Annotated in this window: 22 protein-coding genes; 12 read left to right on the forward strand and 10 right to left on the reverse strand. The window is 70.3% G+C overall.

Annotated elements, in window-relative coordinates; translation table 11 throughout:
* Positions 1-91 precede the first annotated feature (91 nt).
* The 8 genes from B842_RS02075 to B842_RS02110 all read left to right on the forward strand — a co-directional run bounded on the left by B842_RS02075 (position 92) and on the right by B842_RS02110 (position 5,598).
* Positions 92-409: a WXG100 family type VII secretion target gene (locus B842_RS02075; protein ID WP_040084908.1), complete on the forward strand. Its 318-nt coding sequence runs from the start codon at positions 92-94 to the stop codon at positions 407-409.
* Positions 410-430: 21 nt separating this feature from the next.
* A complete protein-coding gene (locus tag B842_RS02080) occupies positions 431-718 on the forward strand; it encodes a WXG100 family type VII secretion target (RefSeq protein ID WP_040084909.1) in 288 nt (95 codons plus the stop codon).
* Positions 719-1,178: 460 nt separating this feature from the next.
* Positions 1,179-1,622, forward strand: a complete 444-nt coding sequence (gene rplM, locus B842_RS02085; RefSeq protein WP_040084911.1) for a 50S ribosomal protein L13 — start codon at positions 1,179-1,181, stop codon at positions 1,620-1,622.
* Positions 1,619-2,167 carry a 30S ribosomal protein S9 gene (gene rpsI / locus B842_RS02090; RefSeq protein ID WP_040084913.1) on the forward strand — a complete coding sequence of 183 codons (549 nt, stop codon included), beginning with the start codon at positions 1,619-1,621 and terminating at the stop codon, positions 2,165-2,167. Before rplM ends, rpsI begins: the two co-directional genes overlap by 4 nt.
* Positions 2,168-2,253: 86 nt before the next feature.
* Positions 2,254-3,597, forward strand: a complete 1,344-nt coding sequence (glmM, locus tag B842_RS02095; protein ID WP_040084915.1) for a phosphoglucosamine mutase — start codon at positions 2,254-2,256, stop codon at positions 3,595-3,597.
* A gap of 83 nt (positions 3,598-3,680) precedes the next feature.
* Entirely contained in the window at positions 3,681-3,980 is a 300-nt protein-coding gene (locus B842_RS02100; RefSeq protein ID WP_040084917.1) for a hypothetical protein, read from the forward strand.
* A gap of 35 nt (positions 3,981-4,015) precedes the next feature.
* Positions 4,016-5,368 carry a hypothetical protein gene (locus tag B842_RS02105; protein ID WP_061241403.1) on the forward strand — a complete coding sequence of 451 codons (1,353 nt, stop codon included), beginning with the start codon at positions 4,016-4,018 and terminating at the stop codon, positions 5,366-5,368.
* Positions 5,368-5,598 (forward strand): hypothetical protein, encoded by a 231-nt coding sequence (locus B842_RS02110; RefSeq protein ID WP_040084919.1) that lies wholly within the window; start codon positions 5,368-5,370, stop codon positions 5,596-5,598. Before B842_RS02105 ends, B842_RS02110 begins: the two co-directional genes overlap by 1 nt.
* 63 nt (positions 5,599-5,661) lie before the next feature.
* Here the strand turns inward: B842_RS02110 and B842_RS02115 are convergent, their stop codons facing one another.
* Entirely contained in the window at positions 5,662-6,519 is an 858-nt protein-coding gene (locus tag B842_RS02115) for a poly(ethylene terephthalate) hydrolase family protein (RefSeq protein ID WP_040084920.1), read from the reverse strand.
* A gap of 144 nt (positions 6,520-6,663) precedes the next feature.
* Between B842_RS02115 and glmS the strand changes: the two genes are divergently transcribed.
* Entirely contained in the window at positions 6,664-8,514 is a 1,851-nt protein-coding gene (gene glmS, locus B842_RS02120) for a glutamine--fructose-6-phosphate transaminase (isomerizing) (protein WP_082028338.1), read from the forward strand.
* Between the two features lie 13 nt (positions 8,515-8,527).
* Here glmS and B842_RS02125 read toward each other — a convergent pair whose 3' ends face one another.
* Together B842_RS02125 and B842_RS02130 are read right to left on the reverse strand one after the other, a co-directional pair.
* On the reverse strand, positions 8,528-9,667 hold the full coding sequence (locus B842_RS02125) for an NAD(P)/FAD-dependent oxidoreductase (RefSeq protein ID WP_040084922.1): 1,140 nt from the start codon (positions 9,665-9,667) through the stop codon (positions 8,528-8,530).
* Positions 9,667-9,864: a ferredoxin gene (locus B842_RS02130; protein ID WP_040084924.1), complete on the reverse strand. Its 198-nt coding sequence runs from the start codon at positions 9,862-9,864 to the stop codon at positions 9,667-9,669. The genes B842_RS02125 and B842_RS02130 overlap by 1 nt, the downstream gene beginning before the upstream one ends.
* 153 nt (positions 9,865-10,017) lie before the next feature.
* Here B842_RS02130 and alr point away from each other — a divergent pair, with 153 nt between their 5' ends.
* Both alr and tsaE read left to right on the forward strand, forming a co-directional pair.
* Positions 10,018-11,115, forward strand: coding sequence for an alanine racemase (gene alr / locus B842_RS02135; protein ID WP_040084925.1), 1,098 nt, complete (start codon positions 10,018-10,020; stop codon positions 11,113-11,115).
* Complete coding sequence (tsaE, locus tag B842_RS02140; RefSeq protein ID WP_040084926.1) at positions 11,112-11,600, forward strand: tRNA (adenosine(37)-N6)-threonylcarbamoyltransferase complex ATPase subunit type 1 TsaE; 489 nt, start codon at positions 11,112-11,114, stop codon at positions 11,598-11,600. The genes alr and tsaE overlap by 4 nt, the downstream gene beginning before the upstream one ends.
* A gap of 1 nt (position 11,601) precedes the next feature.
* Here the strand turns inward: tsaE and B842_RS02145 are convergent, their stop codons facing one another.
* The 5 genes from B842_RS02145 to B842_RS02165 all read right to left on the reverse strand — a co-directional run bounded on the left by B842_RS02145 (position 11,602) and on the right by B842_RS02165 (position 16,183).
* Positions 11,602-12,087, reverse strand: a complete 486-nt coding sequence (locus B842_RS02145; RefSeq protein WP_040084928.1) for a hypothetical protein — start codon at positions 12,085-12,087, stop codon at positions 11,602-11,604.
* A gap of 49 nt (positions 12,088-12,136) precedes the next feature.
* Positions 12,137-13,276: a CHAT domain-containing protein gene (locus B842_RS02150; protein ID WP_040084930.1), complete on the reverse strand. Its 1,140-nt coding sequence runs from the start codon at positions 13,274-13,276 to the stop codon at positions 12,137-12,139.
* A gap of 87 nt (positions 13,277-13,363) precedes the next feature.
* On the reverse strand, positions 13,364-13,942 hold the full coding sequence (locus tag B842_RS02155; RefSeq protein ID WP_040084931.1) for a lipoprotein LpqH: 579 nt from the start codon (positions 13,940-13,942) through the stop codon (positions 13,364-13,366).
* Between the two features lie 88 nt (positions 13,943-14,030).
* Positions 14,031-14,960: a hypothetical protein gene (locus B842_RS02160; protein WP_052437681.1), complete on the reverse strand. Its 930-nt coding sequence runs from the start codon at positions 14,958-14,960 to the stop codon at positions 14,031-14,033.
* Entirely contained in the window at positions 14,957-16,183 is a 1,227-nt protein-coding gene (locus B842_RS02165; protein ID WP_052437682.1) for a hypothetical protein, read from the reverse strand. Before B842_RS02165 ends, B842_RS02160 begins: the two co-directional genes overlap by 4 nt.
* Before the next feature lie 78 nt (positions 16,184-16,261).
* Here B842_RS02165 and B842_RS02170 point away from each other — a divergent pair, with 78 nt between their 5' ends.
* Positions 16,262-17,584, forward strand: coding sequence for a hypothetical protein (locus B842_RS02170; protein ID WP_061241400.1), 1,323 nt, complete (start codon positions 16,262-16,264; stop codon positions 17,582-17,584).
* Here B842_RS02170 and B842_RS02175 read toward each other — a convergent pair.
* Entirely contained in the window at positions 17,581-18,396 is an 816-nt protein-coding gene (locus B842_RS02175; protein ID WP_040084935.1) for an LPXTG cell wall anchor domain-containing protein, read from the reverse strand. The two genes, B842_RS02170 and B842_RS02175, sit on opposite strands and share 4 nt — an antisense overlap.
* A 455-nt stretch (positions 18,397-18,851) precedes the next feature.
* On the reverse strand, positions 18,852-20,300 hold the full coding sequence (locus B842_RS02180; protein WP_040084936.1) for a tryptophanase: 1,449 nt from the start codon (positions 20,298-20,300) through the stop codon (positions 18,852-18,854).
* Positions 20,301-20,383 lie beyond the last annotated feature (83 nt).

The following is a 20,383-nucleotide window of genomic DNA, read 5'->3' on the forward strand; positions in this document are numbered from 1 at the left end:
GAGAGGCCGCGGAGACGGCCCTCCGGGGGACGGTCGGGGAGGGGCCCCGACTCCGGACCCCGCACACACATCAACTCGGGAGGGGCAAGACATGACACAGATGTTCAGGACCGAAGCCGACGTGATGCTGGCGACCGCCGGCCACGTCGACACCACCAACAACGAGGTACAGGGCGAACTGACCCGCCTCCAGGGCGTCGTCGACGGCGTCCGCGGCAGCTGGGCCGGCAGCGCCCAGGTGTCCTTCGACCAGCTCATGCAGCGGTGGAACACCTCCGCGCGGGAGCTGCGCGAGGCGCTGACCAGCATCTCGGACAACATTCGTCACAACGCGCGCTCCTTCGAGTCCATGGAGGCCCAGAACGCGCAGGCATTCACCAACGTCGGCGGCCAGGGCCTCGCGCTCTAGCCACAGGAAAGGACACAGACAATGGACGCAATCAAGTACCAGTTCGGCGCCATCGCAGCCGCCGCCGGCGACATCAACGCCACCTCTGGCCGCATCAACGCGCTTCTCGACGACCTCAAGTCCCAGCTCCAGCCCATGGTCGCGACCTGGGAGGGCGAGTCCGCCACTGCCTACGCCGAGGCGCAGGCAAAGTGGGACCGTTCCGCCGCGGAGCTCAACACCATCCTGGCCACCATCTCCCGCACCGTCTCGGAGGGCAATGACCGCATGTCGGACGTCAACCGCATGGCGGCCGCCAGCTGGGGCTGATCCCGCATGATCCTGCTGCGGCGGTGCCGGACCGTCCCTGACACTGACAGGGCACGGACGCGACCCTGGTCCGGCACCGGGTGCGGTCACCCGGGCAGGTGACCGCGCCGTCACTGCGGCTTGCTACCGCCCGTCCTCTCCGTCGCCGGGGAGGGCGGGCGGTTTTCTGCGTGGTGCCGCGGGGCGTCGGCAAGGTCGAGACGACATCGTCGAACTCACATCGTCGGGAGGGCGCCCCACGGCGTCGGCAAGGTCGAGACCACTCTCCCTCCGACCATCTCCTCTCGAACCTGCGCCAGGGGCCACCAGGAGGCGGTTTGGTTTCCGTGGCCCCCACCCCTTACACTGGACAAGTTGTGTGCGCTGTGCACGGGTCTCCACCGGCCGCCGTGTCCAGCTATGCACCCACCAGCACGATCCATGGCCGGCAGCCCCCAGACAGACTTTCAAGGAGTCATTAGTGTCTACTTACCACCCGAAGAGCGGTGACATCACCCGTAAGTGGTACGTCATCGACGCCACCGACGTGGTGCTGGGCCGACTCGCCACCCACGCAGCAGGCCTGCTGCGCGGCAAGGGCAAGCCCCAGTACGCACCCAACGTTGACTGCGGTGACCACGTCATCGTCATCAACGCCGACAAGGTTCACGTGTCCTCCAACAAGCGTGACCGCGAGATGCGCTACCGCCACACCGGTTACCCGGGTGGTCTGCGCTCCATGACCCTGGGCAAGGCTCTGGACACCCGTCCGGAGCGCGTGGTCGAGGAGGCTATCACCGGCATGATGCCGCACAACAAGCTCTCCCGCGCTTCCGTCAAGAAGCTCCACGTTTTCGCCGGCTCTGAGCACCCGTACGCCGGCCAGCAGCCCGAGACCTACGAGATCAAGCAGGTGGCACAGTGACCGAGCAGAACCAGAACGAAGATCTGAACGTGGCTGAGGCTGGCGACATCGAGGCCGCCACCGCCGCCACCGAGGAGTTCAACTACACCATCGGCGATGCCGTCGCTCCGGAGGTTTCCGAAGACGAGGCCGCCGAGATCGCCGCTCCGATCGAGCTGGACGGTCCGATCCAGACCGTCGGTCGTCGTAAGCGCGCCATCGCCCGCGTCCACCTGGTCGCCGGCTCCGGTGAGATCACCTGCAACGGCCGCTCCCTCGAGGAGTACTTCCCGAACAAGCTGCACCAGCAGGACATCATGCAGCCGCTCGCTCTCCTGGAGCGCGAGGGCCAGTTCGACATCCAGGCGAACATCGCCGGCGGTGGCCCGACCGGCCAGTCCGGTGCCCTGCGTCTGGCTATCGCCCGTGCGCTGAACCTGTACAACCCGGCTGACCGCGCCGCCCTGAAGAAGGCCGGACTGCTCACCCGTGACGCTCGTGCAGTCGAGCGTAAGAAGGCTGGTCTGCACAAGGCACGTCGTGCCCCGCAGTACTCCAAGCGTTAAGCTCCGTCTTCGCCTGTCGACGCCGCTCCACCACACGGTGGGGCGGCGTTCGCCGTTCCCGGGCGGGGCGGGGCATAATGTCCGTCATGACTCGACTTTTCGGTACTGACGGTGTTCGTGGACTGGCGAACAAGGATCTGACTGTCTCCCTGGCGTTGCAGCTGGGTGCGGCGGCGGCGGATGTGCTCACGAAGCACCGTAAGTCGAGTGAGCGTCGTCCCACCGCGATCGTCGGTCGTGATCCGCGTGTCTCGGGTGAGATGCTCGCCGCCGCCCTGTCGGCCGGCATGGCGTCCCGTGGCGTCGATGTACTGCGTGTCGGTGTGATCCCGACCCCGGGCGTGGCCTTCCTCACCGACGACTACGGTGCGGACATGGGCGTGATGATCTCCGCGTCGCACAACCCGATGCCGGACAACGGCATCAAGTTCTTCTCGGCGGGTGGCCGGAAGCTGCCGGACGCCGTCGAGGACGAGATCGAGGCGGCGATGGCGTCCCTGCCGGAGAACGGTCCGACGGGCACGGGTGTGGGCCGTGTCATCGAGGAGTCCCCGGACGCGCAGGACCGTTACCTCAAGCACCTGGCGGCGTCCTCCCCGGTCAGCGTCGCGGGCATCAAGGTGGTCGTCGACGCCGCGAACGGTGCGGCCTCGGTCGTCGCCCCGAAGGCCTATGAGGCGGCGGGTGCGGAGGTCATCGCGATCCACAACAAGCCGAACGCCTACAACATCAACGACAACTGCGGTTCCACCCACATCGGGCAGCTGCAGAAGGCGGTCATCGAGCACGGTGCGGACCTGGGTCTGGCGCACGACGGTGACGCGGACCGTTGCCTGGCGGTCGACGCGGAGGGCAACCTCATCGACGGTGACCAGATCATGGCGATCCTGGCGGTGGCGATGAAGGAGAAGTCCGAGCTGCGGAAGAACACGCTCGTCGCCACGGTGATGTCGAACCTGGGTCTGCGTCTGGCGATGGAGGAGCAGGGCATCACCATGCTGGAGACGAAGGTCGGCGACCGGTATGTCCTCGAGGAGCTCAACGCCGGTGACTACCGCCTGGGTGGGGAGCAGTCGGGGCACATCGTCCTGCCGGTGCACTGCACCACCGGTGACGGCACCCTCACCGGTCTGAAGCTGATGGCGCGGATGGCGGAGACCGGGAAGTCCCTGGCGGAGCTGGCCGGCGTGATGAAGGTCCTGCCGCAGGTGCTCATCAACGTGCCGGTGGAGAACAAGGCCGGGATCATGGGCTCCCCCGAGGTGCAGGCCGCCATCGAGGCCGCCGAGGCCGAGCTGGGTCACTCCGGCCGTGTCCTGCTGCGTCCCTCGGGTACGGAGGAGCTGTTCCGCGTCATGGTCGAGGCCGCGGAGACCGAGCAGGCGCGTCGCGTCGCGGGTCGCCTCGCGGCGGTGGTGGCCGCCGTCTAGCCACCCCCGGGAACCTTTCGCCCCCTTGAGCAGTCCAATGATGGTGAACCCATCCACCACGGACGCCACAAGGGGGATTTCTCATGTCCGGGATCCATCTCGACCACGGGGCCGCGCTGCAGGCGCTGTCCCGTCTGCTTCTCGACGGCGAGGAGCAGCACCGCCGCCACCTCAGCACCCGACCCGCCCTGCCGGTCGCCGCTCTCGGCCGTGACTTCGCCGCACACGGCGCGCAGATCGCGGCGATGCTGCACCGTGTCCACGACACCGGCAGGGAGCGTATCGACGCCCTGCGTACCACCGCCGAGTCCGCCGCGGCGCAGGTGCGGGTGTTCGGGGACATCGACAAGCACCTGGGCGCGCACCTGCGGGGTGTCCACTGATGTCGGGCCCGCTGATAGCGGAGGGATTCAGCAGCGTGACCCGGATGCTCGCGGGCGCCTCACACGGCGCGTACCGCGGGCCGGGGGTCTCCGCGGACACCATCGCGCAGGCCGTGTCCGCGACGGAGGGACTCGACGCGGGGCAGCTGGTCACCGCCACCCGGGCCGCCGTCGGCGAGGCGGACGCGACGACGCTGCAGGGTGGGATCCTCGGGCAGGTCGCGTCGACCCTCGGTGAGGTCGCGATGGGGGAGATCCTCCGCCGGGTGGTGGACCACGCCCGGGACTGGTTCGACAACCGCGACCGCTCCGGGGAGCTTCTCGACGACTCCCGGCACGCCGCCGACGCCCTCGAGGACATCGACGCCGTCGCCGAGACCGCCTGCACCGAGGTGGTGCTCGCGCTGCGGGCGGTCATCGCGCAGCTGTGCACCTTCCTCAACCACCTCGATCCCGCAGTGCACACGCGGGAGTTCTCCGAGTGCGTCGGCGCGGGCGCCGCACTCATCGAGGACGCCGGGCAGCTGATCCTCGACTGCTGCCAGGACCGCGACACCGCCGTCGCGGCCTGCCTCGACGAGTTCCTCGCCCGGGGCACAGCCCTCTGCGAGGCACCCGTGTGCCGCACCGAGGTCGTGGACTGCCCACCAGCGGTGCCTCCCGCACCGGAATCTGCGCCGGAGCCCGTGGCACCGCCGAAGAAACTGGTGGAGGTGTCGGCCATCCCGCAGGCGGTGGAACCACCGGCCCCTGAACCGGTGGAACCTGCACCGCCGCCGAAGAAACAGGTGGAGGTGCCGGTCGCCCAGTCCGCACCGGAGCCGCCTGCCCCGGCCCCTGAGCCGGCAGAACCCACTCCACCGCCGAAGATGGTGGAACCGTCGACCCCTGAGCCGGCAGACCCCACTCCGCCGCCGAAGAAACAGATGGAGGTACCGACGACGCCGCAGTCCGCACTCGTAGAGGAGCCGGTGGAACCACCGGTTACTGAACCGGCCCCGGAGGAACCCGCCGTCACGGAGGAGGTGTGCGTGGAGACCCCGGCGGGGGAGGTTCACTGCGGAGTGCTCGGGGAGGTCGGCATGGGCATCGCCCTGCTGGGGCTGGCCCTGCTGATCGGGGCCCTGGAGGACTGCCTTGTGGAGATCGAGGCCCCGGTGGAACCGGAGCCGCTGCCGGAACCTGAGCTCCCGGTGGAACCTGCGGCGGTGGAGCCTCCGCCGCCGCCCAAGCAGGTGGAGAACCCACCGACACCGGTCGCTCCACCTGCGCCGGAGACACCCCTGACGTCCCCGGTTCCCCCGGCACCTGCGCCGGAAGCACCACCGACACCACCATCCCCACCGGCCGCGGTGCCGGGTAGCGCACGAAAGGCAGGAGCCTGGTAATGGAGTTCGAGGAGTTCGCCAAGCAGTTCCGGCAGCGTACGACGCAGCGGATGATGGAGTTCGAGAAGGCGTTGGCTGCGGCGCAGCAGCGGGTGGAGCACGCGGTCGCGGCCCCGGCCCCGCGCAGGACACCACCGGCGTCACAGACATCACCGCAAGCCGAGCAGCCCCTGCGCACCCGGCGCGGTGCGGCGCGCGGGCAGGTGCAGGGGCTGCTGCGGAAGGGCTGAGGACACGAACGGGGTCGCCCCACCGCACGGGCAGGGGCGACCCCGGTCGGGGACCGGCCTGAATTACAGGCGGGTGCTGGAGGTCAGGTCGATGTTGGCCTTGTCTGCGAGGTCGGCGTCGCTGAAGGAGGTGACGTTCCTGCCCTCGGCCAGCTGCGCGGAGAAGGCGGCGTACTTGCGCTCGCCGCCCAGCTGGTGGAGGAGGAAGCCGGTGAGCAGGCCGCGGGCGGTCTCCTGGGCGGAGTAGCGCGGGATGCCCTGGCCGAGTGCGAGCTTGATGAGGGTGTCCTCGGAGAAGCCGGCCTGGTTGCCGTTCTTCACCTCGCGGTAGACCACGTCGCCGCCCCAGTTGAAGGCCACGCGGGCGGGGTTGCCGGGGTCGAGGAGGTCGCCGACGAGTCCGGGGTGGCCGCCGCCGATGACCAGGCCGGGGGCCTTGACCGCGCGGGCGGCCTCCGTGGCGGGCGGGGCGGTGACGGCGGGGTAGAGGGCGCCGACGGCCTTGATGCGGGGGTTGTTGGCTGCGCAGAGGATGGCGGCACCGGCTCCCATGCCGTGGCCGGCGATGCCGAGCTTGCCGGGGGAGACGGTGACCTTGCCCTGGCCGAGTTTCACGCCGGCGGCGATCTGCAGGGCGGTCTCCAGGTCGGAGGAGAAGCCGCGGTGGTCGGGGACGAGGCCGGTCTCGGTGTCGGGGGCGGTGACGACGATGCCCCAGCTGGCGAGGTGGCGCAGGGTGGCGTGGTAGGTCCGGACGGGCTTCATCCAGTCGTGTCCGAAGGCGATGGCCGGCACGCTGTTGCCTTCCGCGGGGGCGTAGACCTTGCCGGGCAGTCCGGCGTAGTCGAGGTCGCCGACGAGCACGCGGTGGGGGCCGCGCTTGGACAACTGGGCCAGGTGCTTCTTCAGATTCGCAGACACGAACCCAGGATAACGGATGGGCGGCGTTATGAATGTCACACCACGGAAAACCCCGTGTTGAGGGGCGGGTGAGGGGTTGGGCGGGGCGTCGGAAAGCATCTTGTACCTGTTGTGCGACAGGGGGATTCCTCTACGATTCTCCCCATGTGTGGAATCGTTGGATACGTCGGTGAACGACAGGGACTGGGCCTCGCGCTGGAGGCGCTGCGACGCATGGAGTACCGCGGCTACGACTCGTCGGGTATCGCCGTCAATGACGGCACCATCGACGTGGTGAAGAAGGCCGGCAAGCTGGCGAACCTCGAGGAGATCCTCGACCCCGCGGCGCTGCCGGGCACCACCGCGATCGGCCACACCCGCTGGGCCACCCACGGCCGCCCCACGGACGCGAACGCGCACCCGCACGTCAGTTTCGACGGCCGCGTGGCCATCGTGCACAACGGCATCATCGAGAACTTCGCGCCGTTGCGGCAGGAGCTTCTCGACGCCGGCGTGACCCTCCACTCCGACACCGACTCGGAGGTCGCCTCGCATCTGCTGGCGCGCGCCTACAACGAGGGGGAGACCGCCGGGGACTTCCGCGCCTCGGCGCTGGCCGTGCTGGGCCGCCTGGAGGGCGCCTTCACGCTGTTGTTCACGCACGCCGACCACCCGGACCAGATCATCGCCGCCCGCCGCTCGACGCCGCTGATCGTGGGCGTCGGGGAGGGGGAGATGTTCCTCGGTTCCGACGTCGCCGCGTTCATCGAGTACACCCGCAACGCGGTGGAGCTGGACCAGGACAACGTCGTCGTCATCACGCGGGACGGGTACGAGGTCCTCAACTTCGACGGCTCGCCCGCCGAGGGCCGTCCCTTCACCATCGACTGGGACCTGGCCGCCGCGGAGAAGGGCGGCTTCGACTCCTTCATGATGAAGGAGATCCACGAGCAGCCGGCGGCCGTCCGCGACACCCTCGGCGGGCACTTCCACGACGGGCGCGTCTTCCTCGACGAGTCCCGCATCTCCGAGCAGGACCTCAAGTCGGTCAACCAGGTCTTCGTCGTGGCCTGCGGCTCCGCGTACCACTCGGGCCTGCTGGCCAAGTACGCCATCGAGCACTGGGTGCGTGTCCCGGTGCAGATCGAGGTGGCCTCCGAGTTCCGTTACCGGGACCCGGTCCTCGACGAGCGGACGCTGGTGCTGGCCATCTCCCAGTCGGGGGAGACCGCCGACACCCTGGAGGCCGTCCGTCACGCGCGTGCCCAGGGGGCGAAGGTGCTCGCCGTGTGCAACACGAACGGCTCGCAGATCCCGCGGGAGTCCGACGCGGTGCTGTACACCCACGCGGGCCCCGAGATCGGCGTCGCCTCGACGAAGGCGTTCCTCGCGCAGGTCGCCGCGAACTACATCGTCGGGCTCGCCCTGGCCCAGGCGAAGGGCACGAAGTACCCCGACGAGATCGCGGAGATCTGGCAGTCGCTGGAGGAGATCCCCACCCGGATCGAGGAGCTTCTCGACGTCCGCGGGCAGGTCGCCGGCATCGCCGCGGAGCTCGGCGCGGTGCAGACCATGCTCTTCCTCGGCCGCGGCGTCGGTTTCCCCGTCGCCCTCGAGGGGGCGCTCAAGCTCAAGGAGCTGGCCTATATCCACGCGGAGGGTTTCCCGGCCGGGGAGCTCAAGCACGGCCCGATCGCCCTCATCGAGGAGGACCTGCCGGTGGTCGTCGTCGTGCCCTCCCCGCGGGGCGTGAAGCTGCTGCACTCCAAGATCGTGTCCAACATCCAGGAGATCCGGGCCCGCGGGGCACGCACCATCGTCATCGCGGAGGAGGGGGACGAGGCAGTCCGGGAGTTCGCCAACTACCTCATAGAGATCCCCGCGACCTCCTCCATCATGCAGCCGCTGCTGGCGACGGTGCCGCTGCAGTTCCTCGCCGCCGACATCGCCCGGCAGTGCGGCAACGAGGACATCGACAAGCCGCGCAACCTGGCCAAGTCGGTGACGGTCGAGTAGACCGCCGCCGGTCTCAGCCCTCCCCGGCCGCCAGCCTGTGCAGCCGGGGGATCGGCATGCGCATGTCCAGGGCCGCCGCCGCGTGGTGCTCCGGCCAGCGGATGACGAAGGCGCGTTCCTCCAGGGAACCCTTCACCACCTCCGGGGCGACGTCCTCCCGTGGCGGGGAGCCGGACACCTTGAGGCCCACGCCCCACTGGTCGGTCCAGAAGTAGAAGGGGTGGTCGCGTTCGGCGGCGGCGTCGCCGTTGAGCAGGCCGTCCGCGGCGACGCGCCCCTGCTCGATGGCGGACGTCCACACCGGGGAGCGGCGGGGCCCGTCCGGGCCGTCGAGCCAGCATACGTCCCCCGCGGCGACGATCCCCGGGTGCCCGGGGACGCGCTGGCGGGAGTCGACGATGAGGCGGCCGTCGGCAAGTAGTCCGGAGTCGGCGAGCCAGTCGACGGCCGGGTCGTCGCCGATGCCGGTGAACACGATGTCCGACTCGATGACCTCACCCGAGGGCAGCGTCACGGCCATGCCGTCCGCGGTCTCCGCGACGGAGTCGACGAGGGTGTCGAGGATGCGCACGCCCGCCTCCTCCGCCAGCGTCGTGAGGAGGCCTCCCAGCAGGGGACCCAGGTGCATGGACAGCGGGACCCCCGGGTTGAGCAGGGTGACCTCGCAGCCCAGGCCGACGGCCGCGGAGGCGACCTCCATGCCGAGCGGGCCACCACCGATGAAGGTCACGCGCGGCCGCTCGAGGAGCTTGGCCCGCAGCCTCTCCGCGTCCGCCAGGGAACGCAGCGTGAACTCGCGGGGGGAGTCCGTGAGGTGGCGCGCCCGCGAACCGGTGGCGATGACCAGTCCGTCGTAGGGGAGGGAGGTGCCGTCGTCGAGAAGCACCGTCCGGGCGTCCGTGTCGAGGGAGACCGCCCGACGCCCGAGGAGTTCGACGGTGTCGTCCGTGTCCGCGCTGATGCGCGGCAGCGGGGCGAGGTGGATGCCGCCGTCGCCGGGGGCGAGCGCCGCCTTGGACAGCGAGGGGCGGGAGTACGCCTCGACGTCCTCGGCACCGACGTAGGTCAGGGTGCCGGTGAAGCCGAGACGGCGGAGGTTGTCGCCGACGGTCAGCCCCGCGATGCTGTGGCCGACGATGACGATCCGGTCCATCACTCCACCAGCCGGAGCGCGGAGACGGGGCAGACCCGGACGGCGTCGCGGGCGTCGTCGAGCTGTGAGGGGCTGAGGTCGCCGGGGACATCGATGATGAGGTTGTCGTCGTCATCGAGGTGGACGAGGTCCGGGGCGGCCTGCTCGCACAGTCCGTGGGCCTCGCAGCGGTCCTTGTCGAGTTCCAGTCGGGTCATGATTCCTCCTTGTGAGACGGGTATGTGACCAGCGTCGCAGAATATGAACGGAAAAACCAGGTTTAAGGAAAAATGGGTGCCGGATCATGGCGTGCCCCGCCTCCGGAGGGCGGGACTGCGGCACGCCGGGCCGGGAGTGGCACAATGTCACCCATGGAGCTCTTGACCACCCGCATCGACCTGGATGCCATCGCACACAACACCCGCCTGCTCAAGGACCTGGTGGGTGACGTGCGGCTCATGGCCGTGGTCAAGGCGGACGGTTACGGGCACGGCGCCGGCCGCGTCGCGCAGGTCATGGCGGAGAACGGCGCCGACTGCTTCGGCGTCGCCACCCTGCAGGAGGCCGTCGACCTGCGCAACGAGGGCATCGCCAAACCCATCCTCGCCTGGATCTGGTCCCCGGAACAGGACCTCACCGAGGCGCTCTCCCTCAACATCCAGCTCGGCATCCCCTCGGTGGCGCACGCGCAGGCGCTTGTCGACGCCGCCGTGCCCGCCCGCGTCTCCGTCAAGGTGGACACCGGGCTGCACCGCTCGGGCGTCGACGAGGCGGACTGGGCCCGCGTGTTCACCCTCCTGCACGAGGCGGAGCACCTCACCGTCACCGGCGTGTTCTCCCACCTGGCCTGCGCCGATGAGCCGGACAACCCCACCAACGACGCCCAGGCCGCCGCCCTCGGGAGGGCCATCGACCTGGCCCGTTCCCTGGGCCTGGACATCCCGGTCAACCACCTGTGCAACTCACCCGGCACGCTCACCCGTCCCGACCTGCACCACGAGCAGGTGCGCGTCGGCCTGGCGCTCTACGGGCTCTCCCCGCTCCCGGACGTCGACCCCGGACTGCGTCCGGCGATGAGCTGGATCGGGCGGATCACCGTGGTCAAGCCGATCGAGCCGGGCGAGTCCACCTCCTACAACCACACCTGGACTGCCGAGGAGCCCGGCTGGCTGGCGGTCGTCCCCGCCGGATACGCCGACGGCGTGCCGCGCTCCTGGCAGGGAGACCTGCAGGTGGGCATCGGCGGCAAGCTGTACCCGCAGGTCGGGCGCGTGTGCATGGACCAGATCGTCGTCTCCCTGGGGGCCAACGAGTTCGGGGTCCAGCCCGGCGACGAGGCCGTCATCTTCGGTGAGGGAGGACTCAGCGCCACCGAACTGGCCGCCGCCACCGGCACCATCAACTACGAGATCATCTGCCGGCCCACCGGCCGCACCGTCCGTGAGTACGAGGGAGGGATCGACCTGTGAGCTTCCCCGCGGAAGGCACCCGGGAACTGACCACCGCCGAGGACACCCAGGCCTTCGCCGAGGAACTGGGCCGCACCCTGCAGGCCGGGGACGTGGTCATCCTCGACGGCCCGCTCGGCGCCGGCAAGACCACCTTCACCCAGGGCCTGGCCCGGGGCCTGCAGGTCAAGGGGCGTGTGACCTCGCCGACCTTCGTCATCGCCCGTGAGCACCGCTCCACGGTCGGCGGGCCGACGCTCATCCACCTCGACGCCTACCGGCTCCTCGGGGAGGGCTCCTCGGGGGACCCGCTCGGGGAGCTCGACGCGCTCGACCTGGACACCGAACTCGCCGACGCCGTCGTGGTCGCCGAATGGGGCGGCGGGCTGGTGGAGCAGATCGCCGAACGCTACCTGCTCGTCCAGTTCGACCGGGAGACGGCCGTGCTCCGCGACCCGGACTCGGAGGCGCGGATCATCACCTGGCGGTGGGTGGACGCGGCCTGACTCAGGCCGCGAACAGCCGCGCGGCCTGCAGGTAGTAGGGCTCGGACTCGCGGCCGGCGTTGAGGCTGCCGAAGGTGCCCGGCTCGATGGTGCCCTCCCCGTCGGCCCGGCGGTCGAAGATGTAGAGGATGGGCTCCGCGCCGAGGCGGGCGAAGGTCTGCCGGACGTCGTGCGAGCCTAAGGCCCGGGCCAGCGCGGGGGCGGCGTCGAGGTGGGCGTCGAAAAGCGCGCACACCTCGGTGAGCCGCGGGGTCCGCAGGGCGATGCCGGAACGCTCCGGGCACCAGCGGGCCACCGGGGAGGCGTCCGCGCCGGGGCCGTCGGAGTCGCCGAGGTCGGCGAGGACGGCGAACCAGGGGAGGAGGGTCTCCTCGGTGCGCACGAGGGTGGCGCCGTAGATCTTGTCGCCGGGGAGGTGGTCGGTGTGTTGCTCGAGGGCCTCGACGAGCGCCGAGGACAGTACATGGCTGAACGGTGTGATGGTCATGGTGCCTCCTGGGATGAGGTCGAGCACACCACACCCTAATCGTTGGGGGTCAGCCCTGCCTGTCGAGACGCCAGACCGCCGGTGCCGCCCACCAGGCAGGATTGTCCGCGGCACGTCCCTCCGCGTACCAGGCGCGCGCCTTCGCGAGCTGCCAGTCCAGCAGCGACCGCACCGGGTCCTCCGCCCGCAGCGCACGGTCGGTGGCCAGGATCAGCTCCCGCAGCGGCTGCACCCCGGCGTCCAGGGTGTCCAGGGCGGCCTCGGTGGGCAGGGTCCACAGGCTGGCCACGACCGTGTCCGCGCCGCAGGCCACGGCGGTGGTCGCCAGGCCGAAGGGTTCGGGGTAGCGCAGGTCGGAACCCGAACCGCAGCCGAGGAGACCGACCCGCGCCGGGGCCTGCCATCCCGCACGCAGCAGGTCACCGGCACTCACCGGCTCCGCGAGGTGCAGCGTCGAGGACTCCGCGGAGGCGGACTCCACACCCGCGGCCGACACGTGGCCGACGAACAGCAGACTCCGGGCCCGCGCCGACAGGGAGAGGAACTCCTCCCGCCCGAGGGTGGTGCGGGCGAGCTCCGGGTAGGTCACCGCCTCCGGGACGGTGGTGGGGCGCAGGAGGGCGGCCAGGGGGTCCGTGGGCGTCGGCCTGCCGAGCACCGACCCCAGGGGGCCGGTGGGTGGCTGGCCGGGGATCTTCGGGTCGATGACCATGAGCTCCCCCGCGGGCTGCGCGCCGGGACGCGGCTCCGGGGCGAGGGCGACCACCGAGTCGGGGGCGTAGAGGCTCACGTCGGCGACGTCACCGAGCATCCTGTCCTTCCTGCCTGTCGGCAGCAGCGCCCAGGGCACCTGCGCGAGGCCCGGGGAGGGACGGATCAGCAGCTGTCGGCGGCGCGCAGGGTGGAAGTTACGGAGCAGCTCAGGCGGGAGGAGCAGCTGGGAGAGCTGCGAGAGGTACGTCCACGTGTCCTGGGGGGAACGGAAGGCCCCGTCGTGGAACGTGCGTCGCAGGGCCTCCTCCTGGGTCTCTCCGGGGACGGCGTCGGGGAAGCTGCGTGCGAAGGAGTCCCGCAGGGCGGCGTTCCGCTCCGGGCTGATCCGGGCGGTGCGCACCTCCGCGGAACCCTCCACCCGCCAGGAGAAGTAGGTGTGGACGGCATCCGCGTACGTGAGGAAGACCCTGCTCATGAGGGTCCACGTTAGACCAGGGGTCCCCGGACAGCAGCGCAACGTTAAAGGCCCCGGCCGTGGGCCGGGGCAGAGGGGTCGGGCGGACTAGGGGCAGGTGACCGAGAGCTCGAAGGACTTCTCCTGCGGGCCGGCCATCGGGTTGTTCATGTCCGCCGCGGTGAGGACACCGGTGATCTCGTAGGTGTTGCCGTTCTTCGTGGCGGTGGCCTCGTTGCCGGGGATGCCTGCGGCGTAGGCCAGGGCCTCGCCGGTCTCGGTGGAGCCCATGCCGACCGCCTGGACCTCCGGGTTGTCGCCGGTGCTGAGGACAGCGCTCAGACCGGTGGCGGAGTCCATCGTGGCGGAGGTGGAGCCGACCGAGAGGGAGATGGTGTCGCCCTGCTCGGCGCAGACCACGGTGGCGTCGGTGATCTCGACCGGGGTGCCGTCGACGGAGGCGCTCCACTCGCCGCCGGTGGTGACGGTGGTGTCACCCGCGGTGATGGTCGTGGCGTCGCCGGACTTGCCGGACTTGCCGGACTTGCCGGAGTCGGCCGCCGCAGCCGCGGTGGTGGTGGCGGAGTCGCCGGAGTCGGCGGAGGAGTCGGAGCAGGCGGTCAGACCGAGGCCACCGATGAGGGCGGCGGCAGCGGCGGCGGTGAGCTTGAGGGCGGTGCGGTTCATGATCTTCTCCTTGGCTTCCCGGTCAGCCCCTGTGGCTGTCCGGTGATCTCAAGGTATGAAGGGGCCGCGGCTACCGTTCACAAAAAGCTCACCAGTCCTCGATGATGAGTTCGCGTTCCGCCTGGTAGAGGGGGCCGTTGTGGTCGGGGGTCCCGGTGCGGCGCTGCGCGACAAGCGTGCGTACCGACGCCCGCTCCTCACCGTCCTCCGCCACGTCCACGCCGATCCGGACGTCGACGTCGGCGGCGGTGAGGGCCCACGCGGCGGCCGGTTCCAGGGGCAGGGACAGCTGCGCGGTCCCGGCGGCGTCGAGGACGCCCGCGGCCTGCGCCGCACCGGCGGTGGCGCGCACGGCGATGCCCGCCACCTGCGCGCCGGGCAGCAGCTGGACCGCGACGGACAGCTCGGGGTGGTCGGTGACCTCGAGGACCCAGGCGACGGCGTGTTCGGAGGCGTCGATACGCCCGGCCGGCACCGCCGCCCAGGCGTGCGGGCTGGTGCCGCTCAGCACGGCGGTGGCCCCCGGGGTGAGGCGGTCACCGGCGACCAGCGCGTAGTCCTCGCGGGTGGGGACGGTCGGGGCCGGGACCGCCACCCCGAGGAGCTCCAGGGCCCGGGCAGCCAGCGGGTGGCGCAGGGTGCGCAGCGCCTCCTCGTCGAGGGGGATCTCCCCGTCGGGGGAGAACGCCATGATCTCGTCGAGGTCGTCGGTGAGCAGGGCGAGCTCGGCGTCGAGAAGCGTCCGGTCCAGGGGTGGGACGCCGTCGAGGACGCTGGTCGGCCACCAGGCACGCAGCCAGTGGCCGAAGGCGAGGTGACGCAGCCGCGCCGCCAGGGGCCGGTTCCACGCCGGGGCGTGATCCTCGCCGCGGAGCAGCCCGACGTGGGCGGCCTCGCCGATGAGGAGATGCAGCCAGTCGGCCTCGGCCGGGTCGTGGACGGTGAGGCGGGGGAGGGTGTCGTCCCGGAGCGGCCACTCGAGGGTGGCGCCACGGGCCTGCAGTGCGAGGGTGATCATGCGGCGGACTCCAGGGCGTCGCGGATGAGCTGGCGGTGGTCGTACATGACGGAACGGGCCACACCCGTGAGCAGGTCCCACACCTCGTCGGTGTCGGCGGGGGAACGGCCCAGGACGTCGAGGCCGTGGAGCCGGGCCCACAGGCGGTTGAGGTAGGGCAGCCAGAAGGCGTGGAGCTCGGCGACGACCTTCTCCTGCCGGGGGTCGATCGCCTGGCCGGCGGCGAGCAGGCGACGCAGGTGCAGGACGTAGGCCTCCTTCGCCAGACGGGACTGCACCTGCCGCAGCAGGGTGGGACCGAAGTCCCGTCGTCCGGCGAGGGGCTCCAGACCGGCGGCCAGGAGCACGCCGGCGGCGAAGGTGGAACGCCAGAAGGGGTCGTGCAGGCCGAGCGGGGCGAGCGCGCGGTCGACCTCGGCGGCGAGCAGGTCAGCGGCGGAATCGGCCTGCTCCCGGGCGCGGCGCAGGGCGGCGCGGGCGCGGATCTCCAGGGAGCGGTCGAGGGCGTGGGTGGACTCGCCGCGCAGGGGCGGGGCCGGCAGGGGGTCCGCCGCGGACAGACGCAGTCCCGCGACCGGGCCGGGCCACTCGAGTGCGGTGAACAGGGCGTCGAGCTGGCCCGGCGTGTGCCGCAGCGCCGTGCCCCACACGGCCACCTCGTGTGACTCCTCGAGGGTCTCCCCGGAGTCGAGCAGGTCCCACAGCTCGGCGGCGAGCGTCCCGAGGTCCGGGGCGGGGCCGGGGGCGTCCCACCCGGGGAAGGGGTCGGCGGGGAGGGCGTCGAGAAGCGGGGCGAGGTCGCCGACGGAGACCTCGCCGTGGACCGCCGCGATGACCCCGTCGCACAGGTCGGCGGCGTCCGCGCCGGGGGCTCCGTGGAGGCTGGCGAGCTCGAAGGCGCGGGGGAAGTAGAGCTCCTGGGCGTTGCCGTCGGTGATACGCGCGCGGCGCCGCGCGGCACGCAGCAGCAGGAACCAGTCGCTCGTGTGCTCCAGGCGGGTGCGGTGGGCGTCGAAGAGCTCGGTGAGCGCGGACGCCTCCGCCGGGCCGAGCAGCGGGGCGGCGAGTTCCGGGCGCAGACGGGGCCGGATGACGAGGGGATCGAGCAGACACTTGACCGCGCGGGCCACCGGCAGACCGTCGCGGGTCAGCGCGGGGGCGTTCACCGACGCCGCCACCCAGCTCTCCGCGAGCACCGCCCGCCGCGGACGCATGTCACCCATGTTTCCCTTCCTCATGAGACGATGTGTGCCGTGCCCAGTGTAAACACGACAACGGAGTTCAGCGCCCTACTCGAGACCGTGACCGCGCAGATGGAGAGCGGTGACCCCGCGTGGGAGCGGTCCCTGGCGCAGGCCCGCGCGTCGGTGGGACGGCTGCCGGCCGCGGAGCAGACGGTGGCCGAGGTGCGGCTGCTCGTCCTCGACAACCGGGTGGCGATCCTCCGCGGAGACCTGCGGGCCGCCCGCTGCGCCATCGGGGAGGCCCTGTTCCTCGTCGACGACGAGGATCCCGGCAACGCCCAGATGCGTTTCCACCTGCTCGGGGCGCTGCTCGGGACCCATCTCCACGCCGAGGACCTCACGGCGGCATCCGGGGTGCTGGGGCTCATGCGGGAGGCCGGGTGGGATGACCCCCTGGCCGATGCGATGCTGCGCCTCCGCGAGGCGGACCTCGCCCTCCGGCAGCACGACTACCGGCTCGCGCAGGCCACCTACGCCGAGGCGGTCGACCTGCTGCGCAGGGACCCCACCCAGGGGGAACTGCTCGGATCGGCGCTGGTGAGCCTGGCGACGGCGCACTCCTTCGCCGGTGACGCCGATGCCGCGGAACGTACCGCCGCCCAGGCGCGTGGTCTCGCCTCCACCCGGGCCGAGGACCTCGCCGGGCTCCACGAGGTCGACATCAACGTCGCCCGCATCCGCGGGGACGTGGAGGAGATGCGCCGCCTCTACGCCGAGTACCAGCAGTTCGCGGCCGAGCGGGGAAGCGGACTGCGGACGGACCTGACCCTGGAGGCCGCCGCCGGGACCGCCCTGGAGGCCCAGGCCGCAGGTGACCACGTCGGCGCCGCCCACCTCTACCGGGAGCTGGCCCGGCAGCAGAGCACCCCGGCGAACGAGGCCCTGTCGCTCATGCGGGCCGCCGCCGCCACCTGGGACAGCGGGGACCACCGGGCGGCGTTCGCGCTGCTTGACGACGCCGCCGCGCTCCTCCGCGGCGACTCCTACCTCACCCTGCGGGCCAGCCTCGAGGTGTACCGGGCGCAGTTCCTGATGCAGCTGCCGCAGCTGTACATCCCCATGGTGCAGGCGCTGCTCCCGCGGGTCCAGGCCGCGGCGATCGTGCTGCGGCACCTGTCCTTCCAGGTGGACACGGCCCCGGCGCGCCGGGAGTTCGCACTCCACTGGGCGACCGAGGCCGTGGAGGTGAGCTGCCACCTCGCGTTCGAGATCGGCGACAACCGGGGCGTGGCCGACATGATCGAGCTCGTCGCGGCGACCCCGGCGGTGCGGGTCGCCGGACCGTCCCTGCTCATAAGTGCGCCGCCGCGAACCCGGGGCCTGGATGAGGCCTACGGGATCGCGGCGGCGGAGTACGGGGTGCTGATCCTGGAGGATTAGGCGGCGCGGCGCTTCAGGATGAGCGCGGCACCACCGGCGGCGGCCAGCAGACCGACGGCCAGGATGGTCAGGACACCGCTGATGCCGGTGTTGGCCAGCTGCTGCTGCTGGGCGGCCTGGGCGGCGGTGGCCGGGGCAGCTGCCGGGGCGGCGGCTGCGGTGTTGGCGGTGTTGGCGGCGGCCGGGGCGGCAGCCGGGGCGTTCACGGCCTGCTGCTGGGCCAGGACCTTGAAGTCGACGAAGTTCTCCTGGCCTGCGCCGAGGACCTGGGACTCGCTGCCCCGCTCGTTGCCCTGGCCCTCGCCACCGCGGGTGCGGTCACCTTCGCCACCCTCGCCGCGCTCGGTACGGGTCTCGTCCATGCACGGGACCTCGTGGCGCTCGGTGCGGGTGCTGGACTCGGTGACGTCCTCCTCGACGACCTTGAAGGTGACGGTCTCGGAGACCTGGTTCTTGGAGAAGCTGAAGTGGAGTGCCTCGGCGGTGTACTCACCGGCCGGGGTGCCCTCCGGGATGTTGGCGGTGATCGCGTGGTTGGCGCGGTCCTGGCCCTCGCCGACGGCCTTCTGCTGGAAGGTCCAGCCCTGCGGGCCCTTGACCTCGCCGACCTGCCAGTCGCTGGCGCGGGTGCCGGTCTCGGCGACGGTGCGGGTGCCCACGACCTTCTCCTCGGTGATGACCTTCTCCACGTAGCACTGGTCGCCGACCTTGATGATCTCCTCGGCGCCCTCGCCGGCGACGGCGGTGGGGAGGAAGGCGAACGGGACGAGGGAGGCACCGGCGACCGCTGCGGCAATACGCTTGTTGAACATGTTTTTCCTTCGTGTGATGTTTTGTTGTCGGTAGTCGCTCTGGGCTCGGGCCAGGCGGTGGAGATTTCGGGATTTGGTGCCGAACAGGTGGATTCCTTGCTGTGAGTACCAACACTAAGCCACACCGTTGGGGGAGTGTTGATCGAGACGCGCCGCACACGCGAAAGGCCATTAAAATACTACGTATTTCAGCCCTTTACGGGGGTAAAAAGGGGCCGGCCCGGTCGTTCTGGTTGCGATTGTCAAAAATCTCACGGACGAAATGTGACGGCGGTGAATTGGAGGGAAACGGGTGATTTTTGAGGAAAGCCATTGCGACGGAATTGTAGGCCGAAGCTATGGGCTAGATAGGTCGCTTGTTCTGCGATTTCGGGCAGCAAAAAGCCGGATGATGTCCGATTGTGTGGCAATCGGACATCATCCGGCGATGATGCGGGAGAGACCTCCGGGAGCGGCTAGAGCGAGTCGCCGAAGTCCTCGCGGAACTTCTCCACCAGCTGCTCCAGCCAGTCGTTCTTCGGCTTCAGGCGACCGTAGAAGAAGCGCAGGATCTCCGGCTCCTCCTCCCACTCGAGGCCGCCGATGAGCTGACGGTTCTGGTACAGCCAGTCGAGACGGTCGATGACGTAGTTGACCTGGGAGAGGGTGAACACGCGGCGCGGCATGGCCAGGCGGACCAGCTCCATGTCGGCCAGCGGCTCGACACCTTCTGCGTCACGTGCCTCGGACATCGTGCCGCGCTCCATGCCGCGGACGCCGGAGCAGACGTAGAGGGCGGCGGCGAGGGCGGCGGCCGGGTACTCGGTCTGCGGGATGTGGTCGACGAAGCGCATGGCGTCGACGTGGGCGCCGAGGCCGCCGGCCGGGGTGATGACCGGGATGTTGCGCTTGTCCAGCTCGGTGACCATGTACTCGATGAACTGCGGACCCTGGTTGATCATGTCCTCGTCCATGGTCTCGTCGAGACCGACGGTGATGGCCTCCATCTCACGGACGGACATGCCGCCGTAGGTGAGGAAGCCCTCGAACATCGGGACGTAGCCGCGCATCTTCTTGTACAGCTCCTCGTCGCGGATGCAGATGCCGCCGCCACGGCCGAAGCCGAGCTTGCGGGCGGAGAAGTACAGCACGTCGGAGAGGTCGGCGATCTCCTTGGTGATCTCGCGGATCGACTTGTCCCGGCAGGACTCCTCGCGGACCTTGTTGAAGTAGAGGTTGTCCGCCAGCAGGGAGGCGTCGAGAACGAGCGGGATGCCGTGCTCGCGGCAGACGGCGGAGACCTCGCGGAGGTTCTGCACGGAGAAGGGCTGGCCACCGATGAGGTTGGTGCCGGCCTCCATGCGGACGTAGGACAGGGCCTCGGCGCCGCGCTCGTCGATGAGCTTCCGGAGCGCGTCGACGTCGAGGTTGCCCTTGAACGGGTGGTCGGAGGTGACCTCGAGGCCCTCCGGGATGACGAGCTCCACGACCTCGCCGCCGTTGACGGTGATGTGCGCCAGGGTGGTGGTGAAGTGGTAGTTCATCGGCACGAGGGTGCCCTCGCGGACCATGACCTTGGAGATGATGTTCTCCGCGGCGCGTCCCTGGTGGGCGGGCAGGAAGTACTCCATGTCGAAGATCTCGACGAGCTTGTCGTGCAGACGCGTGTAGGTGGCGGAGCCGGCGTAGGCGTCGTCGGCCATGAGCATGGCGGCCTGCTGGTCCTGGGACATGGCGTTGACACCGGAGTCGGTGAGCATGTCGAGGAAGACGTCCTTGTTCTCCAGGAGGAAGGTGTTGTAGCCGGCCTCGGCCATCGCCTCCTTGCGCTCCTCGATGGGCAGAAGGGTGAGCTTCTGGATGATGCGGACCTTGTGCATCTCGAGCGGCAGCTGCTGGCCGCGGAAGAACGTCACCTTCGACACGGTGAGACTCCTTGTTTGAATGAATGTAATTCGGCTGGACCGTCTGCCATTGTCCCACGCGCCACGGTTGCCCGTCCCGTCAC

This window comes from Corynebacterium humireducens NBRC 106098 = DSM 45392, from assembly GCF_000819445.1.
Lineage (GTDB): Bacteria > Actinomycetota > Actinomycetes > Mycobacteriales > Mycobacteriaceae > Corynebacterium > Corynebacterium humireducens.

Coding starts and splice junctions, on each gene's coding strand:
- B842_RS02155 (WP_040084931.1), bottom strand. CDS start 13,942: ATGAACCGCACCGCCCTCAAGCTCACCGCCGCCGCTGCCGCCGCCCTC.
- glmS (WP_082028338.1), top strand. CDS start 6,664: ATGTGTGGAATCGTTGGATACGTCGGTGAACGACAGGGACTGGGCCTC.
- alr (WP_040084925.1), top strand. CDS start 10,018: ATGGAGCTCTTGACCACCCGCATCGACCTGGATGCCATCGCACACAAC.
- B842_RS02165 (WP_052437682.1), bottom strand. CDS start 16,183: ATGGGTGACATGCGTCCGCGGCGGGCGGTGCTCGCGGAGAGCTGGGTG.
- B842_RS02125 (WP_040084922.1), bottom strand. CDS start 9,667: ATGGACCGGATCGTCATCGTCGGCCACAGCATCGCGGGGCTGACCGTC.
- B842_RS02110 (WP_040084919.1), top strand. CDS start 5,368: ATGGAGTTCGAGGAGTTCGCCAAGCAGTTCCGGCAGCGTACGACGCAG.
- B842_RS02150 (WP_040084930.1), bottom strand. CDS start 13,276: ATGAGCAGGGTCTTCCTCACGTACGCGGATGCCGTCCACACCTACTTC.
- B842_RS02160 (WP_052437681.1), bottom strand. CDS start 14,960: ATGATCACCCTCGCACTGCAGGCCCGTGGCGCCACCCTCGAGTGGCCG.
- glmM (WP_040084915.1), top strand. CDS start 2,254: ATGACTCGACTTTTCGGTACTGACGGTGTTCGTGGACTGGCGAACAAG.
- B842_RS02080 (WP_040084909.1), top strand. CDS start 431: ATGGACGCAATCAAGTACCAGTTCGGCGCCATCGCAGCCGCCGCCGGC.
- B842_RS02175 (WP_040084935.1), bottom strand. CDS start 18,396: ATGTTCAACAAGCGTATTGCCGCAGCGGTCGCCGGTGCCTCCCTCGTC.
- B842_RS02100 (WP_040084917.1), top strand. CDS start 3,681: ATGTCCGGGATCCATCTCGACCACGGGGCCGCGCTGCAGGCGCTGTCC.
- B842_RS02075 (WP_040084908.1), top strand. CDS start 92: ATGACACAGATGTTCAGGACCGAAGCCGACGTGATGCTGGCGACCGCC.
- B842_RS02130 (WP_040084924.1), bottom strand. CDS start 9,864: ATGACCCGACTGGAACTCGACAAGGACCGCTGCGAGGCCCACGGACTG.
- B842_RS02145 (WP_040084928.1), bottom strand. CDS start 12,087: ATGACCATCACACCGTTCAGCCATGTACTGTCCTCGGCGCTCGTCGAG.